The following is a 17,409-nucleotide window of genomic DNA, read 5'->3' on the forward strand; positions in this document are numbered from 1 at the left end:
GAACAATATTCGAATCGAGCAGCAATTCAGACATCTCTCTGAGCGGCCGTGTGAGGAAGCTAGAACCAGATGAAGATCGCTTTCCTGCTGGACAATGCCTACGGAATCGGCGGGACCATCCGGTCGACGGTGAATCTCTCCCAGGCGCTGGCTGATCGGCACACCATCGAGGTGGTCAGCATGCGCCAGTCCCGGGACGAGCCAACTCTCCGCTTCGACCCCCGTGTCACCATGCGGTCCCTGATCGACCTGCGTGGCGACTCCCCGACGTACGACGGCAAGGACCCGCTCTACCGTCAGCCCAGCCAGCGCTTCACCGAGGGGGCCGACCACTTCGAGCGCGGCATCTCCACCCGCCTGGGCGATATCCGGGTGGCGGCGTATCTGCATGACACCGACGCGGATGTGGTGATCGCCACCCGCCCCAAGCTCAATGACTATCTGGCGGCCTACGGCAGCGACCGCTATCTGCGCATCGGCCAGGAGCACCTCATCCGCCAGCTGCACGCCAAGCATGTCCGCGCCCATCAGGACGCGGCCATCCCGCAGCTGGACGCCTTCGTCACCGTCTCCTATGCCGACGCCGCCGACTACCGTGCCGCGCTCCCCGAAGCCACGGCGGCCGGCACCCTCATCGAGGGTGTCCCCAACGCCGTGCCCGCGCCGGATGTGCAGCCCTCCGACGGTCAGAGCAAGCTGATTGTCGCCGCCGGGCGGCTGATCAAGGTCAAGCGCTACGACCGGCTGCTGCGCGCCTTCGCCCTGGTGGCCGAGCGCCACCCGGACTGGCAGCTGCGGCTGTACGGGCGGGGAAGGCTGCAGCCCGAGCTGCGCAAGACACTCGACAGCCTCGGCCTTTACGACCGCGCCTTCCTCATGGGCGCCCACTCCCCCATCGAGACCGAGTGGGCCAAGGGCGCTATCGCCGCCGTCTCCTCCAACGCCGAGTCCTTCGGTATGACGCTGGTTGAGGCCATGCACTGCGGGGTGCCGGTCGTGAGCACCGACTGTCCGCACGGACCGAGGGAGATCATCACCAGCGGCCGGGAAGGACTGCTCGCACCGCTGGGCAAGGAGGAGTACAGCGTCCGTGCCTTCGCGGACGCGCTGCTGCAGCTCATCGAGAACCCCGGGCTGCGCCAGCGGATGGGCCAGGCCGCGCTGCGCCGGAGCGCACGGTACGCGCCGGAACGCATCGCCGGGGAGTACGAGGAACTGATCGAGAAGCTCAGCGCGGGGCGGCCCCGGGTGACGGGCCGCCCGGCGGGCCAGAGCGCGATGGCGCCCGCACCGCCCGCCGGAGCGGTGCCCGCGCCGCCACCTCAGCAGACACCTTCCCGCCGCCCGCTCCTCCGCCGCCTGCTGCCCCGCCGCCCGCTCACCCGCCGCCCCCTCACCCTGCGCCGTGTCGCCGCTCCCGCCGCCCGTGCCGTGCTGCGGCGGCTGCGCAGGTTCCGCTCCGGGGAGGCCGCGGCGCTGCCCCGGCAGTACGCCCGCGTCCTGGTCACCGGGGATGGTGCCCTCGCCGTACGGCTGCGTGCGGAGCCGCTGCCGGGGGGCGAGTCGGCCCTGCTGCTGCGCGCTCGGCACGACAAGGCGGCCGCGCCGGTGCGTGTCCCGCTGCCGCCGCGCGAGGAGGCTGTGGACGGCTGGGTCGAGGTACGGCTGGACCACGCCGCGCACCGGCTGCCGGAGGCGCGCTGGGACATCTTTCTGGAGCACGCCACGGGCCGCGGACGTAAGCCCAGGCGCACCCGCGTCCGCTCCGAACTGGTCGAAACCGCCCGGCTGCTGTCCCTCCCCGTCCCGCTCGACGGTGACGGCGCCCTGGTGCCCTGGGTGCCGTACACCACCAACGACGGCTATCTGGCCCTGCGTACGTGGCATCGCACCCGCCATGCCGAGGTCACCTCGATCGAGCTGGGGGAGCATGCCTTCACCCTGCGGGCGGAGCTGTACGGGCAGGCCGAGCGCCCGGAGGGCACGGAGGTCGCCTTGGTCGCGGCGCCGCGTACGAACCCCAAGCACGGCTTCGAGGTTCCGGGCCGCCTCATGACGGAGCCGGAGTCCGGTGCCGCCCGCGTCTCGGCCGCTGTTGAGCTGCCCTACGACCTGCCGGGCGGGTTCGGCTCCCGCGCCGCGGAGGAGGTCTGGGATCTGTGGCTCAGGCCCGGCGGCCCGAAGACACCGCGGGTACGGCTGGGACGGCTCCGCGGGGACCTCTCCGACCGTAAGAAGACCGATGTTGTGCCGAAGGTGCGGCTGGGCGAGAGCGAGACCGGGCTGTGGCTCTTCTTCACCCTCAGCAACAACGTGGCTCTGGAGCTCAAGCCACTGCCCCGGGAGGCTGACTCAGGGCCCGTTTCCGTCTTCGAGCGCCCCGGCCAGGACCTGCGGGCCAAGGCTTAGCCGGGGGCTCAGCCGGGCGTTGCGGGCGTCGGTTTCGGCACTGAGGCTGAGCACGGCCTGGTTGAAGCGGACCAGGGAAGGCGGGTCGGAGGGGCCGAGCAGATGCGCCTTCAGCTCGATACGGGCCGCGGCCAGGCTGTCCTTGGCCGGATCACGGACCGCCGCCAGCAGGGCGGGGATCTCCTCCGCGGTGGGGGACAGCACGGCGGCCGCCCGTACGGTGGGGCAGCGGGCCTTGAAGTCGCTCTCGTCCAGGCCGGTGGTGTTGGCGACCGCGTACGGCTTCTCGCTGGCCAGGTAGTCGGAGATGACGCTGGAGACATCCGAGATCAGCAGGTCGGCCTGGTCGAAGCAGGAGTACAGCGTGGGGCGGGGGCCGGTGATGACCTGGTGCTCCCACTGCGGGAGCGCGGTCCAGTAGGCCGCCTCCCAGGCCGTGGTGGCTTCCTCCACGCGCTGCGGGCGGCCGCTGTCCGGTGTGGACTGGATCAGCATCCGCTCCACCTCGTCCGCTCCGGCCCGGAAGGCGGTGGCCGTCAGCGCCTCCAACTCGCCGGTGCGGCGGGCCAGCTCAGCGGCGGCCCGGCGGCCGGGGCGCTCGCCGTGCTCGGTGGCCCGCCGGACGTTCGCCCCGGCGATCAGCGCCCGGATGTGCTGGTCGGCCTCCCGGGCCGCGGGGGCGACGGACCCGGTCATGGGGTGCGGCTTGTACAGCAGCCGTACCTTCGGGTCGGCCAGCAGGGTACGGACGATGGACTCGCCGGCCAGCATGATCGAGGTGTTGCCCGGCTCATTGGTCCAGCCTTCCCAGGTGGGTGCGTACAGCACCGTCGTCCAGCCGTCCGCCGGGGGCGGCCCGGCGTACTGGCGGATCGGGGCCAGCTGGGGGCGGCCGACCTCCACCACATCCCGGTCGTCGATCCCGACATCGGCTCGCTGGTACCTCTCCCGGGCCGCGGGTCCGGCCACCCAGATCTGGTCGTACGCCTTGGCATAGGGGTTGCAGGAGGAGAGCTTGTCGCTCTCACCGTGATTGACGAAGGCGTGCTTGATGGTGGGGATGCGCAGCACCTGTGATGTCTTGCCGGAGTTCGCCGGGTGCAGCAGCACCTTGAGCGTGGAGCGCTCAAGGTCCAGCAGAGGCGAGACCCTTGGGATGCAGACGACCGGGATATCGGTGACGCCGATCTTCTGGACCATGAACCGCTCACGCAGCACGATCAGCGGCCGCCCCTCCAGCCGCGCCAGCGTGGACAGCCACATGTTCGCCTGATACGCCGAGCCCGTCCCACCGGAGAAGTACATACCCACCGTCGGCTGGTACTCCGTCAGCCACCGGTCCAGCCATGCCAGGACCAGTTCCTCGTTGACGGCCCGCTTCCCCGGCAGCAGCCAGCTCGCGAGGTACGCCGTACCGGCCAGCAGCCATCCGCCGCACGCTCCCGCGGCCAGCGCGCCCCACACCGCGCTACCGGTCCCGGCGGTCGCCGCCATCCCGGCCGTGATCACCAGCGAGACACCCAGCAGCCGGTGCGAGCCCAGCTTGCCGAAGAGCCGGGGCGGGGCAGCCGTCAGCCGCAGCTCGGAGGCGTCGATATTGCGTGTGACGATCGGCAGCCTGCGGGACCTGCGTACCGCGGCGGCCACCGCCTGACACAGGAAGTGCAGCGCCCAGCAGCCGAGTACCGCGGCCAGCAGCCACGCCCCGGACGGCGTGGGACGCAGCGCGTCCAACCGCACCAGACCACCGAGGAAGAGGGCGTCCCGCGCCAGCTGCCGCACCGGAAAGGTCAGCTGGATAACGCCCAGACGGCGGAACAGCCAGCGATGCCGCCACAGCACCAGGGTCTCGAGCAGTACGCCCAGTACGGCTCCGCCGACGACCAGGGCCGCTCCGGCCAGCAGAACGCCCAGCAGCTGAAGGGCATAGCCCAGGCCGAGCAGCGCCAGCGCGGCGACGGTGACGGTCTTCCCCAGGGCCTGACGGGCTTGGCCACCCTGCAATAGCGAGCTCACCTACCCGTACATAACGGACTTTCCTCCTGAGGCAAAGCTCACACAGGAGGTGCGTGTCGCCGGTGGCAGTGAACCCCTCCACGCGTAATCGCATCCTCCATGGTGCGGTCTCGGGTGAAGTAAGCATCTATGCCTACTTAAACCGGGGATCCGGAATATCCATTGCGGTATGTCCTATTGGGGGGGCGCACGGATGTCGCACATCGCGAGCGTAGTGATCATTGCCTATAACGACACCGAGCATGTCCGGGCGGCGGTGCGCTCGGCACTGGCGCAGGGGCCAGCGGTGGCCGAAGTCATCGCGGTCGACGACGCCTCCACGGACGGTACCGGTGAGCTCCTGGACACCCTGGCCCGGCAGGAGCCACGGCTGCGGGTGATCCACCGCAAGGTGAACAGCGGTGGCTGCGGCAGCCCGCGCAATGACGGAATACGTGCGGCGACCGCTCCCTATGTGATGTTTCTGGACAGCGACGATGTGCTTCCCCAGGGCGCCGTCCAGGCGCTCCTCGACGCCGCCCAGCGGCATGACGCACCCGTGGCCGCGGGTGCCTGCGTACGGCGCGAACTGCCCAGCGGCAGCGACACCGGCTGGCAACGGGGGCTCTTCCTCCAGGAGGCCGTCTACGCATCACCGGGCGACCACCCCCGGCTGGTACGCGACACCCTCTGTGTCAACAAGCTCTACGCCCGCTCCTTTCTGACCGAGCACGCCATCACGTTTCCCGAAGGCGCCTTCCGCTACGAGGACTTCGTCTTCACCGCCCAGGTGCTTGCCGCCGCCGAGCGGATGGTGATCATCCCGGACACCGTCTACATCTGGCATGTGCGCCGGGCGGCCGCGCGCCCCTCGATATCCCTCGACCGGAGCGGGATATCGAACTGGCTCGACCGGCTCACCGCACACCGCCGGGCCGTTGAGGTCTTCGAGGATGCGGGCGCCACACTGCTGGCACACGCCGCACGGGTGAAGTTCCTCGACCACGACCTGCGGATGTACGTCCGTGAGCTCACCTCACGCGGCAGCGACTACCAGCACCACTGGTGGCGGGCCGCCCGCGACCACCTCGCCGCCTTCGACGAGACGGACCTGCGCGCCGCCCGCGGACCGGGCCGCTGGCTGGCCCGGGTCATCATGGCCTCCCCGGCTCCCCGGGATCTGCCCCGGATGGCCGAGCTGGCCGCCCGCCCCGCCCGGCTGCTGCCGCCGTACGCCGCCGTCGACGGCCGCCCCGTATGGGCCGATGATCTGCCACAGGTTGAGCTCGACCAGCTCAGCGGCAAGCCACTGCACCGGCTGCCGATCACCGTGGAGGCCGAGCTGACCGGCGGCGCCCGGTCCCGGCTGCGGGTACGGGTGCACGATGTGTACGGACGGCTGGCCGAGGCCGGGGTGCTCTCCCTCGACATCGAGATGCGGCACCGCGACGACGGCCGGCTGGGCCAGATCCGCAGTGCCACCCTGAGAGCCGAGGCCGACGGCTGGACCGCGGGACTGCTGCTCGATCTGAACACCCTGGCCGCCGACTCCCCGGCGGGCGACGGCGGTGCGCTGGACGTCTGGGATCTCTACGCCCGGATCCGTTGCCGGGGCGGCCGCTCCCGCTACACCGCGGTCCGGCCCACCGGCGCCGGGCTGCGCCGCACCGCCGTGCCCAGCCGCCGCCACGGCCTGCTGCTGGTCCAGCCCTATCTGACGAACCGGGGCTCCCTGGCCCTCCGTATCGCACCGGGCCTGCGCGGCGCCACGGAGGTCTTCACCCGAAAGGTCCGGCGACTGGCCACCGCACGGTGACCCACTGAGGCCGCACCCTCCCAGTCCCGGGAGGGTGCGGCCTCAGTGCTCCGGGAATCAGCGCTCCAGGAAGCGGAAGAGTTCTTCCCAGCGCTGGATGATCCGCTCCGTCGAATAACGCCGCACATTCTCGCGGGCGGTCTCGCCCATGCGGTCCCGCAGCTCCTTGTCGGACATCAGCGTGTCCAGGCAGTGCGCGAGACTGCTGGTGCTGCCGTGGGCGGCGAGCAGCCCGTCCTCGCCGTCCCGGATGATCTCGCGTACCCCGGGCGCGCAGTCCATGGCCGCGCAGGGCACCCCCGCGGCCATCGACTCCAGCAGCGCGAGCGGGAAGCCCTCGCCACGGGAGGACTGCACGAAGAGGGAACCACCACGCAGCGCGCCGACCACATCGCCGGTACGCCCGAGCCACTCAACCGAGTCATCGAGCCCCAGCGCGGTGCACTGCTTCTTCAGCATCTCCTCGTCCTCGCCGTCACCGTAGATCAGCAGCCGCCACTCCGGGTGGCGCGGTACGACCTCGGCCCAGGTGTCGAGGAGCATGTCGATGCCCTTCTGGTCCGTCAGGCGCCCCATGCTGAGGACGGCTTTCTCCGTACGCGGAGACGGGACATCGGGGAAGAAGGGCAAGGGGTTCGGCATGAAGTCCACATTGTTCATGCCCTGACGGACCCACTGATCCGCGTCTTCCTGGGTGAGCAGCAGCAGCCGGTCCACGTCCGCGTAGTGCTGCTTCACCCGCCGGAAGCGCGAGCACTGGCGGGAGTACTCGAAGGACTCATGGCTCATGCCGATCACCGTCAGGCCATCGGTCCGGGCCAGCCGCACCCACTCCATCGCCCAGACCTGGGTAACGATCACCACGCCACCGGGCCGGGCGGCACGGAACAGCGCGGTCAGCTTGTCCGCCTGCTCTTGCATCCCGGCCTCGCGGGCACTGCGGCGGCGGCGTTCCGCCACATTGAGCTTCGCCTTGATGCCACGGTTCGGCCCGACCCTGGGCGGATGGACGTCATAGAGGGTGGTGGTCGGGTACGGCAGCTCGCCGCCGAGGTCCTGTGCGACCTCGGATTCGGTGACGCCGATGATGTGCACCCGGTGACCGCGCCCGGTGAAGAGGCGGGCCATCTGGTGCGACCAGGTGGTGATGCCGCCCAGCTCATCGACGCTGTTGGAAACGATGAAGATATCGCGGCCGGGAGACGCGTTGTACTGCTCGGTCACTTGTCCCTCCGGGGAGCGAAGAACTTCTCGACGATGGTGCGGGCCGCGTCACCCTGGTCGTACTCGCCGTACCGTGCGGCGAACTGGCGCCTGGCGGTGCCGTATTCGGTGTCGGCCGCCTTGAGGTCATCGACCGCGGAGAAGAGCTCCTCCTCGGTGGCGACCACCGGTCCCGGTGCCTGGTCGCGCAGGTCGAAGTACGTACCGCGGCTCTCGTTCGCGTACTCCTCGTAGTCGTAGGTGAAGAACACCATCGGGCGGTCAAGAAGCGCGTAGTCGAACATCACCGACGAGTAGTCCGTGATCAGGCCATCCGCCAGGGCCAGCACCGGACTGATGTCGTACTGACCGGAGACATTGATGACCTTGCCCCGCACCGAGGGCGGCAGCACCACGTTGTTGAGGTAGTGCGATCGAATCAACAGGACATAGCGGTCACCGAAGCGTTCCGCGAACTTCTCCACATCAAAGGGAAGTTCGAAACCGCGGACCTTGCCACTGGCCGCCGCGCGGAAGGTCGGCGCGTAGAGCAGAACCGTGCGGTCCTCCGGGACACCGAGTTCAGCGGCGAGCGGACCACGCTCCCGGGAGCCGGTCTCCGTTTCCTGGCGATGCGCCGCGACCAGCGCGTCGTTGCGCGGGTATCCCGTCCGCAGCAACACCTCGTCACGCAGCCGGAAACCCTTCGCCAGTGTCCTCGCGTCGTGCTCGGAACGCACCAGGAAGTGATCGAAGCGGTCCAGGACCCGCTGGAACTCCTCCTGCTGACCACGGTTCCACTTGCGCAGCCGAGGCTCGTCAAAGCCCATACGCTTCAGCGCGGTGCCGTGCCAGGTCTGGATGTAGGTGGTCTCAGGCCGCTTGGCCAGCTTCAGCGGGAAGCCCTGGTTGTCGATCCAGAACTCCGCCTGGGCCAGCGCCTTGAGGTACTCCCAGCCCCAGCGGCGCACCAGCGTGGCGTCCTCCGGGAAGCCTTGGGCAGGCTTCTTCCCCGCGTACGACCACACGGCCTCAAACTCGATACCCCTGCGGCGCATCTCCTCATAGATCGCCCGGGGACTGTCGCTGTACTGCTTGCCCAAATGGCTTTCGAAGACCACCAAGCCCTTACGGATGGGCAGCTTGCTGAACACCTCGTGGTACACGCGGATCTTGGTCACGTCCGAGTTCAGCTTGCCCTTGGCCTTGCGGGCCCTGCGCAGCGCCGTCTTGGCCAGCACCCCGGCGCGGCTGCGCAGTGCGTTCCCGACCAGCGTCTGGGCGCGTACCGCAGCCTGCCCCTCGGAACGCAGGACGAACGTCAGATGGCCCCGTTTGGAGACATCGGGCTCTATCCGGTCCGCAACCAGGCGGGTGAGCCGCGGCCGAACGCTCAGTGCCCGGGCCTTGTCCAGGTCGGCGGCCTCGACCGAGAGACGGGTCCGGGTGGTCTCACCGTCCACATCCAGAATCAGCCGCACATCCCACACCACGTCGATCACGCCCAGCGGGCGCAGCGCGCGGGCCAAGTCGACTTCAGCATCCCAGTCAATGGTGCGCCCGGCACACCGCAGCGATGTCAGGGGGAAGTGGAAGGTCTGCAGGCTGCGGCGGCGAGCGCGGAACTCCAGGCGGCCACGGATACGGGCGCCCGACGCGATCCTGCCGAGCGGGTTGACGATGCTCCCGGCCAGCCGGACCGTGCCACGCCCGTCGTCGCCGTAGGAAGTGAGACGGTTACGGAGGAACAGGTCGCCCAGTGAGCGGGTGTGGTAGCCCATGTCGGTGACATCAAGGGTCCGCAAGCCCTCGGCGTCGTCCAGGTGTTCTCCGCACCAGTAGACGCGACCGTCCCGCTCGACGAGGGGGGAGGAGAGCTTGTCACGGTTGGTGAGGGTGTCCACGGCCGGCATCAGGTTGTCCCAGTCCTCCTTGCTGAGGAGGTAGGCACAGATGGCCTGGAAGGGCTGGACCTCGCCGTACGCCTCGGCGGAAATGCCGCTGAGGTAGCTGTTGGCTATCCGGGCGAACTCCTGACGGTAGCCGGCGTCCCTGAACGGCAGATCCCACAGGTGCAGCACGAGATCGTGCTTCAGAAACTTGACGTCCTTGTGGAACTTCAGCTCGTCCAGGCCTCGTTCCGCCAGGAGCGCGTCGATCCGCCGGTGGATCTCCATACGGTCAATGAAGTTGTCGATCTCATGGCGGCTGTTGGTGACCGACTTCTTCGCGGCCTTCTCGACCACGCTCCAGTAGTAGACCCGGTGAGGGATCAGCGCGATGCGCCGGGCCGCCGCATAGGCCTCGGCGGAGAAAAGCAGGTCCTCGTAGAGGATGCCGACGGGAAACTGGAGGTCGTGCTCTCGCAGGAAGTCCCGGCGGTAGCACTTGTTGGTCGACAAGGTGTCCCAGACCAGCAGGTCGGGAAGTTCGGAGACAGAGTCGATCGTACGGCTGCGGCCGTAGAGCCACGGGTACCACTCGACGGTCTTGCGGTTGCGGCCGTCAAGGTGGACCCGTACGCAGAGCCCGGAGACGAAATCGGCGCCGGTCCGCTCAGCCGCCGCGATCATGTTGCGGCAGGCGTTGCGATCCAGTTCGTCGTCGCTGTCCAGGAACATCACATAGCGGCCACGCGCCTCGGCGATCCCCAGGTTGCGGGGTGCCCCGCCACTACCGCTGTTCTCGGGGAGCCGGAAGGCGCGCACCCGGTCCGGGTGGGCATCGGCCAGCCGCTGGGCCGTCTCGTACGAGCCGTCCGTGCTGCAGTCATCGACGATCAGTACCTCGACATCGCGGAGCGTCTGGCCGAGCACCGACCGGACCGCCGTTGGGAGACGGTCGGCATCGTTGTACACGATGACGATCACGGATATATCAGGCACTTCTACCTCAAGCTCAAGTCTGTTGCCACTGCGACTGATCGGGAGATTGCCCGCCAACTATACAATCGCCCGCAAACAGCATTTAAAGTACGACTCTTCCAACCACCCACACCCGCATGGCGCGACAGCGCGTGCCTGGAGCCACTCAATGCAGCCGACGAGCCCCACTACCCGTAAGAGCGAAAACGGCTCGACGGCGTTCACTGGACTTGGTCACGAGATAGCAAAGTTTGGCGCGGTCGGCGGGACAGGGGTGGTGGTCAACCTCACAGCCTTCAACCTGCTCCGTGCGGTCACGGACCTCCAGGTCGTGCGGTGCAGCGTGATAGCGACCATCGTCGCTATCGGCTTCAACTACCTGGGGCTTCGCTATTTCGCCTACCGTGACCGCGACAAGACCGGACGCAGCCGGGAATTGTCCCTCTTCCTTCTCTTCAGCGTGCTCGGCCTCATCATCGAGAACGGTGTGCTCTTCCTCGCCACCTACGGCCTCGGCTGGAACGCGCCACTGCTGAACAACGTCTTCAAGTTCACCGGCATCGGCGCGGCGTCCCTCTTCCGCTTCTGGTCCTACCGAACCTGGGTCTTCCGCACCCTCCCCACCCCCTGATGTTGTGGGCAATCGTTCCGCAGGGCGTGGGGGCACCTCCCAGCGTTAGCTGGGGGAGGGTGGGCACAACACCACCCACCGGGCCCGCACCGAAAAACGGGGTTTCCGGGGCGAAGCCCCGGAAACCCCGGCCCCGGGCGCCCGGGTCAGCGGTTGCTGCGCAGCAGCGTACGCATCGTCCGCATCGCCACCGAGAGATTCGCCAGATCGAACGTGTCGGAGGACTGGATCTCATCCAGGGTCAAACGGGCCCGATGCAGGACCGCGGCGTTCTTCTCCTCCCACGCCTTGAACCGATCCTCCGCGCTACCCGCCGCATCCCCCGCCGCGAGCACATCAGCCGTCAGCAACTGGTGCGCGGCGTAAAGGTCCTCACGGATCGCGGCGCGCGCCATGGACTGCCAGCGGTCGGCGCGCGGCAGATCGCTGACCCGGTCCTGAAGCTGGGTGATGCCGAGGCGGTCGGCCAGGTCGTAGTAGACCTCGGCAACATCCATCAGCTTCCGGCCGGTGCGGTCCGCGACCGCGACGACGTCCAGCGCCGGCAGGACCGAGGAAAAGCCCGCCACCCGCCGCGCCAGCTCAACCGGGACTCCCGCGGACTCCAGTTCGCCGTAAATCTGCTGGTACCAGGCCAGGTCCTCGCCCTTGATGAGCCCCGGAAGCTCAGCCCAGACCATCTCCACGCCCTCCTGGAAGAAGGCGATGGTCTCGGCGAGCCGCAGCGGCTGCGGCCGGTTGCCCAGCAGCCAGCGGGTGCCCCGCTCGACCAGGCGCCGGGAGTGCAGCCGGATGCGGGTCTGGGTGTCGGCGGAGACCAGATTGTCCAGCGCCTCGACCGCGTCCCAGATCGCGCCCAGCCCGAAGATCGCACGGGACGCGGCATGCGCCCGGACGATTTCCTCGGTGGATGCCCCGGTCTCCTCCCGGAGCCGGTGCAGGAAGGTTGAACCGCCCGTATTGACCGTGTCGTTGACCAGGAGGGTCATCACGATCTGACGGCGCAGCGCGTGGTTGTCGATCTCCGTGGGGAACCGCTCCCGCAGTGCGCGGGGGAAGTAGTCATGCGCCAACCGCCGCAGATACGGATCGTCCGGCAGATCGGACTTGACCAGCTCCTCGGTGACCGTGATCTTGGCGTAGGCCAGCAGCACCGCCAGCTCGGGCTGGGTCAGCCCCCGGCCGCCGGCCAGCCGCTCCCGGATCTGCCGGTCGGAGGGCAGGAACTCCAGCTGACGGTCGAGCCGCCCCGCGCGGGCGAGTCGGCGCATGAACCGCTGGTGGGCATGGAGCAGACCCGGCGCGGTCGCCAGGGCGTTGGCCAGTACGACGTTCTGCGCGTAGTTGTTACGCAGCACGATCGCGCCGACCTCATCGGTCATCTCGGCGAGCAGCGTGTTGCGTTGCTTAATCGTCATATCGCCATTGGCGACGACCGCGTTGAGCAGGATCTTGATGTTCACCTCGTGGTCGGAGGTGTCCACACCGGCGCTGTTGTCGATGGCGTCGGTGTTGATCCTGCCGCCGTTCAGCGCGAATTCGATCCGGCCCAGCTGGGTCAGCCCCAGATTGCCGCCCTCACCGATGACCTTGAGCCGCAGATCCCGGCCGTCCACCCGGATCGCGTCGTTCGCCTTGTCGCCGACGTCGTGGTGCGACTCGGCGGAGGACTTCACATAGGTGCCGATGCCGCCGTTCCACAGCAGATCGACCGGCGCCTTGAGGACGGCCTGCATCAGATCGGCCGGGGTCAGCTTGTTGACTCCGGCGCGGATGCCCAGCGCCGCCCGCACCTGTGGGGTGACCGGGATCGACTTGGCCGTACGCGGGTACACCCCGCCGCCCTTGGAGAGCAGCTTGGTGTTGTAGTCGGCCCACGAGGAGCGCGGCAGCTCAAAGAGCCGACGGCGTTCGGCGAACGAGACGGCCGCGTCCGGTTCGGGGTCGAGGAAGATGTGCCGGTGGTCAAAGGCGGCGACCAGCCGGATGTGCTCGCTGAGCAACATGCCGTTCCCGAAGACGTCCCCGGACATATCGCCGATGCCGACCACCGTGAAGTCCTGGGTCTGGGTGTTGTGGCCCAGCTCCCTGAAGTGCCGCTTGACCGATTCCCAGGCGCCACGGGCGGTGATGCCCATGCGCTTGTGGTCGTAGCCTTCCGAGCCACCGGAGGCAAAGGCGTCACCGAGCCAGAAGCCATAGGAGACAGCGACCTCGTTGGCGATGTCGGAGAAGGTCGCGGTGCCCTTGTCGGCGGCGACCACCAGATACGTATCGTCCTCGTCATGCCGGACGACATCCGCGGGCGGTACCACCTCGCCGCCCACCAGGTTGTCGGTGATGTCGAGCATCCCGGAGATAAAGGTGCGGTAGCAGGAGATGCCCTCGGCCAGCCAGGCGTCCCGGTCCTTGGCCGGGGCGGGCAGCCGCTTGCCGACGAAGCCGCCCTTGGCACCGACCGGCACGATCACCGCGTTCTTGACCTCCTGCGCCTTGACCAGTCCAAGGATCTCGGTACGGAAGTCCTCACGCCGGTCCGACCAGCGCAGGCCGCCACGGGCGACCTTGCCGAAGCGCAGATGCACACCCTCGACGCGTGGCGAATACACCCAGATCTCGTACTCGGGGCGGGGTGCGGGCAGATCCGGGATGGCCTGCGGGTCGAGCTTCATCGACACATAGCTGTGCGGCTCACCGGTATCCCGGTCCCGCTGGAAGTGGTTGGTGCGCAGCGTGGCCTTGATAACGGTGAGGAAGGATCGCAGCATCCGGTCCTCGTCCAGGTTGGCCACCTGGTCCAGGGCGCCCTCCAGCTCCTCCAGCAGACCGTCGATCAGCTCACGGCCCGCCCGCTGCCGCTCCGGGGCGAGACGGGCCTCAAAGAGGCTGACCAGCAGCCGGGTGGTGTGGATGTTCTTTTGGAGGGTCTCCTCCATCGTCCCCTGGCCGAACTTCGCCCCGGCCTGCCACAGATACTTGGCGTAGGCGCGCAGCACCATGGCCTGCCGCCAGGTCAGCCCGGCGGCGAGCACCAGGGCGTTGATGCCGTCGTTCTCGGCCTGGCCGTTCCAGACGGCGGCGAAGGTCTCCTGGAAGCGCTCCCGTGCATCCTCGCCCAGGCTCTGCATCTGAGAATCCGGGAGACGCAGCCCGAAGTCGTAGATCCACGTCCTGATGCCGTCCGAGGGGCGCAGCTCGTACGGCCGCTCGTCGATGACCTCCAGGCCCATGGCCTGGAGGATCGGCAGCACGGCGGAGAGCGAGACTGGCTCACCGGTGCGGTAGATCTTGAAGCGCCGCTCATTGGGGGCGGCGCCGACCGGTTCATACAGGCTCAGCGCGAAGTCCTTGGCGCCCTTGCGCCGGTCGAGCTCCTCAAGGTGCTGGAGGTCGGCGACGGCGGCACGCGGCGGGAAGTCGGCCTTGTATCCCTCGGGGAAGGCCTTGCTGCCGTAGCGGTGGCCCAGCTCGGCGGCGCGCTCCTCACCGCACTCGGCGAGGAGCGCCTCACTGAAGCCGTCCACCCAGGAGCGGGCGGCCTCCACCAGCCGCGCCTCGATCCGCTCGGTGTCGGCATCGGTGAGCTGATCAAGCTCGGTGCCGGGCTTGACCCGGATCACGAAGTGCAGCCGGGAGAGGACGGATTCGGTGTTCCAGGCGGTGAAGTCGACGCTGGTGCCGCCCAGTTCCTCCATAAGGATGTCGACTAGGCGCAGCCGCACCGGGGTGGTGTAGCGGTCGCGTGGCAGGTAGACGAGGGCCGAGTAGTAGCGCCCGTACTCATCCTGCCGCAGGAACAGCCGCAGCCTGCGGCGCTCTTGGAGGTAGAGCACGGACGTGGCGATGGAGCGCAGCTCATCGACCCGGATCTGGAAAAGCTCATCGCGCGGGTAGGTCTCCAGGATCTGCAGCAGATCGCGGCCGTCGTGGCTGTCGGGCGTGAAGCCCGCAGCCGCCAGCACGGACTCGACCTTGCGGCGGATGACGGGGATCTGCCGCACCGATTCGACGAAGGCCTGAGCGGCGAAGAGACCGAGGAAGCGACGCTCGCCGATGACATTGCCCTCGGCATCGAATTTCTTCACCCCGACATAGTCGAGATATGAGGAGCGGTGCACGGTGGCGCGGCTGTTGGCCTTGGTGAGCACCAGCAGCTTGTGCTCCCGGGCCTTGGCCCGGGCACCGGCGGCGAGCCGGTTGAAGGAGGGCGAGACGGGGTGGCCCTCGTCATCGGTGCTGTGACTGGGGTCGGAGCGCAGGATGCCCAGCCCGGTGCCGGGGACGGGCTTGAGCACGTCCTCCTTGCCGCCGGACTCCGTGGTGACCGAGGCCAGCTCATACTCGCGGTACCCGAGGAAGGTGAAGCGGTCATCAGCAAGCCAGCGCAGCAGCTCACGGGCCTCGTCGATCTCCGGCTCGGTCACCTCGTCGGTGGACTCACGGGGCAGCTCATCGGCGATCCTGAGCGCGGCGCCGCGCATCTTCTTCCAGTCCTCGACGGCCTCCCGGACATCGGACAGGATGCGACGCAGATCAGCGGTGATCTGCTGAAGGTCCGCGGGATCCGTCTCACGGTCGATCTCGACATGGATCCATGACTCGGTGACCGCGTCCGGTGGCAGCTGGTCATGCCGGTGAGTGGCCGCCGCCGGGGAGAGCGGATCACGGCCCGCGTCCAGCACCTCCAGCAGCTGGCCGGTGACATCACGGCGGACGATCACCTGCGGGTGGATGACGATATGGATGCCGCGGCCCTGACGGGTCAGCTCATTGGTGACGGAGTCCACCAGGAAGGGCATATCGTCGGTGACGATCTCGACGACCGTATGAGTACAAGTCCAGCCGTTCTCCTCGACGGTGGGCGTGTACACCCGGACATTCGCCGTGCCCTGCGGGCGGTCCTGAGCGAGCCGGTAGTGGGAGAGAGCGGCACCGAGGATATCGACCGGGTCCCGGTCGGCGAGGTCCTCAGGGGCCGTGTGCAGGTAGTAGCGCTGGAGGTATACACCCACGTCGGCGGCGAGGCCCTGTTCCGGGAGACTCCCGGTCGGGCTGCTCTCAGCGACCTGGGCGGCTCGTACGAGCAGATCGGCCTTTGTCTCGTCCAGCTTGGTCTGCATGTCCTCTGGCTCCTGTCGCGCGCCATTGCGTGACGTCAGATGGGTGGTGACGTGACGTCGCCGCGCGGTATGACCGCTCAGGTTCGACGTTACGCCGGGAGATTCGGCCAGCGGCAACCCGAGCGTTGAAACGCCTGGGGCAGGGGGCGGGGATGGCTACGCTGCCAGGGCTCCCTGCCACGGATATCTCGCTGATCACGTAGGTAAGGCTATCTCCCCCAACCGGGTGGCCGTCATCGGCCATCTGTATACAAAAAGGGGACGAGAAGTTTGATGTTCTACACAGCGGCAAAAAGGATGTGCCCTCTTGGCGCGGCCCCCGGACCGGAGCACCGCGGGCGGCCGGGTCTTCGACGTCCGTCGGTGGTGATGGCTGAGCACCGCTGGAGTGCAGTCCCCCACCGTGTTGTGGGCACTCGCAGCCCCGCGAGGGGCTGTGGGTGGGCACAACCCGGCCACCGGCCCGCACCCGACCACCCGGGGCCCGGGGCGAATCCCCCACGCGGCGGAGCCGCGTACCGGCACAGCCGGGCAGGGGCGGGCATCGGGAACCCACCACGGAACCCCGGCCCCGGGCGGAGCCCAGCCACGCGGCGGAGCCGCACGTCGGCGCAGCCGGGAAGGGGCGAGGCATAGGGGAAGCCCGCCAGGGGGCGGGAGCCGCGAGCGGGCAGCCGCCCTAGGCGGCGGCAATCCGCTCGGCCGCTTCGACCGCGTCAGCAAGCGTGTCCACGACCAGCACACCCGCCTCCGCGAGGCTCGCCCGGCTGTGCGACCCACCGGAGTACAGCACCGCCTGCGCACCCACATGCGCCGCGGCGTGCGCATCATCCACCGCGTCGCCTATGACGACCGTACGGGCCGCCGTCACCCCGTCCAGCGAGGCCAGATGCCGGGCCATCTGCGCCGCCTTGCCGCTGCCGTTGACCCGGGCCACATTGCCGTCCATCCGGGTGAAGTGCCGGTCGATGCCATGGCGGCGGACCAGCTTCACCAGATGGTCGTGCGGAGCCAGCGAGCACAGCGACTGGGTCAGCCCGGCGGCCTGCCGGGCGGCGAGCAGCTCCGCCGCACCATCGGTGAGCGCCACGCTGTCGACCCGCGCGAAGTAGTGCCGGTGGAAGATCTTGTCCATCGCGGCGAACTCCTCCTCGCTCGGCATCCGCCCCATCAGCCGCTCATAGAACCGGGGCACCGGCACGCAGTACAGCTCGCGGTAGCGCTCCAGGGTGATCGGCGGCAGCCCGATCTCACCGAACGCGGCGTTCGTCGCGGCGATCACCGCGTCGATGTCGTGCAGCAGCGTGCCGTTCCAGTCCCACACGATGTGGGTCGTCCGAGTCCGCAAAGCCATGTCCCGACCGTAGACGC

Annotated in this window: 7 protein-coding genes and 1 pseudogene; 3 read left to right on the forward strand and 5 right to left on the reverse strand. The window is 68.5% G+C overall.

Translation table 11 applies throughout. The features are described from left to right. The first annotated feature begins 69 nt into the window (after positions 1 to 69). A complete protein-coding gene (locus test1122_RS26560; protein WP_277879808.1) occupies positions 70 to 2,409 on the forward strand; it encodes a glycosyltransferase in 2,340 nt (779 codons plus the stop codon). Here the strand turns inward: test1122_RS26560 and test1122_RS08315 are convergent. Beyond that, positions 2,353 to 4,425 (reverse strand): hypothetical protein, encoded by a 2,073-nt coding sequence (locus tag test1122_RS08315; RefSeq protein WP_232268522.1) that lies wholly within the window; start codon positions 4,423 to 4,425, stop codon positions 2,353 to 2,355. The genes test1122_RS26560 and test1122_RS08315 overlap by 57 nt on opposite strands. Before the next feature lie 193 nt (positions 4,426 to 4,618). Between test1122_RS08315 and test1122_RS08320 the strand changes: the two genes are divergently transcribed. Then, positions 4,619 to 6,220, forward strand: a complete 1,602-nt coding sequence (locus test1122_RS08320) for a glycosyltransferase family 2 protein (protein ID WP_232268523.1) — start codon at positions 4,619 to 4,621, stop codon at positions 6,218 to 6,220. A 57-nt stretch (positions 6,221 to 6,277) separates the two neighbouring features. Here test1122_RS08320 and test1122_RS08325 read toward each other — a convergent pair whose 3' ends face one another. Next, on the reverse strand, positions 6,278 to 7,444 hold the full coding sequence (locus tag test1122_RS08325) for a glycosyltransferase (protein ID WP_232268524.1): 1,167 nt from the start codon (positions 7,442 to 7,444) through the stop codon (positions 6,278 to 6,280). Further along, positions 7,441 to 10,308, reverse strand: coding sequence for a bifunctional glycosyltransferase/CDP-glycerol:glycerophosphate glycerophosphotransferase (locus tag test1122_RS08330; protein WP_232268525.1), 2,868 nt, complete (start codon positions 10,306 to 10,308; stop codon positions 7,441 to 7,443). The genes test1122_RS08325 and test1122_RS08330 overlap by 4 nt, the downstream gene beginning before the upstream one ends. A gap of 148 nt (positions 10,309 to 10,456) precedes the next feature. Here test1122_RS08330 and test1122_RS08335 point away from each other — a divergent pair. Beyond that, positions 10,457 to 10,909: pseudogene (locus test1122_RS08335) on the forward strand (GtrA family protein); the annotation flags it as partial. Positions 10,910 to 11,064: 155 nt separating this feature from the next. Here the strand turns inward: test1122_RS08335 and test1122_RS08340 are convergent. Together test1122_RS08340 and test1122_RS08345 are read right to left on the reverse strand one after the other, a co-directional pair. Continuing rightward, positions 11,065 to 16,038: an NAD-glutamate dehydrogenase gene (locus test1122_RS08340; RefSeq protein ID WP_232268526.1), complete on the reverse strand. Its 4,974-nt coding sequence runs from the start codon at positions 16,036 to 16,038 to the stop codon at positions 11,065 to 11,067. 679 nt (positions 16,039 to 16,717) lie between these two features. Then, entirely contained in the window at positions 16,718 to 17,392 is a 675-nt protein-coding gene (locus test1122_RS08345) for an HAD family hydrolase (protein ID WP_232268527.1), read from the reverse strand. Positions 17,393 to 17,409 lie beyond the last annotated feature (17 nt).

Origin of the sequence: Streptomyces gobiensis (genome assembly GCF_021216675.1) — a bacterium.
GTDB classification, from domain to species: Bacteria; Actinomycetota; Actinomycetes; order Streptomycetales; family Streptomycetaceae; genus Streptomyces; species Streptomyces gobiensis.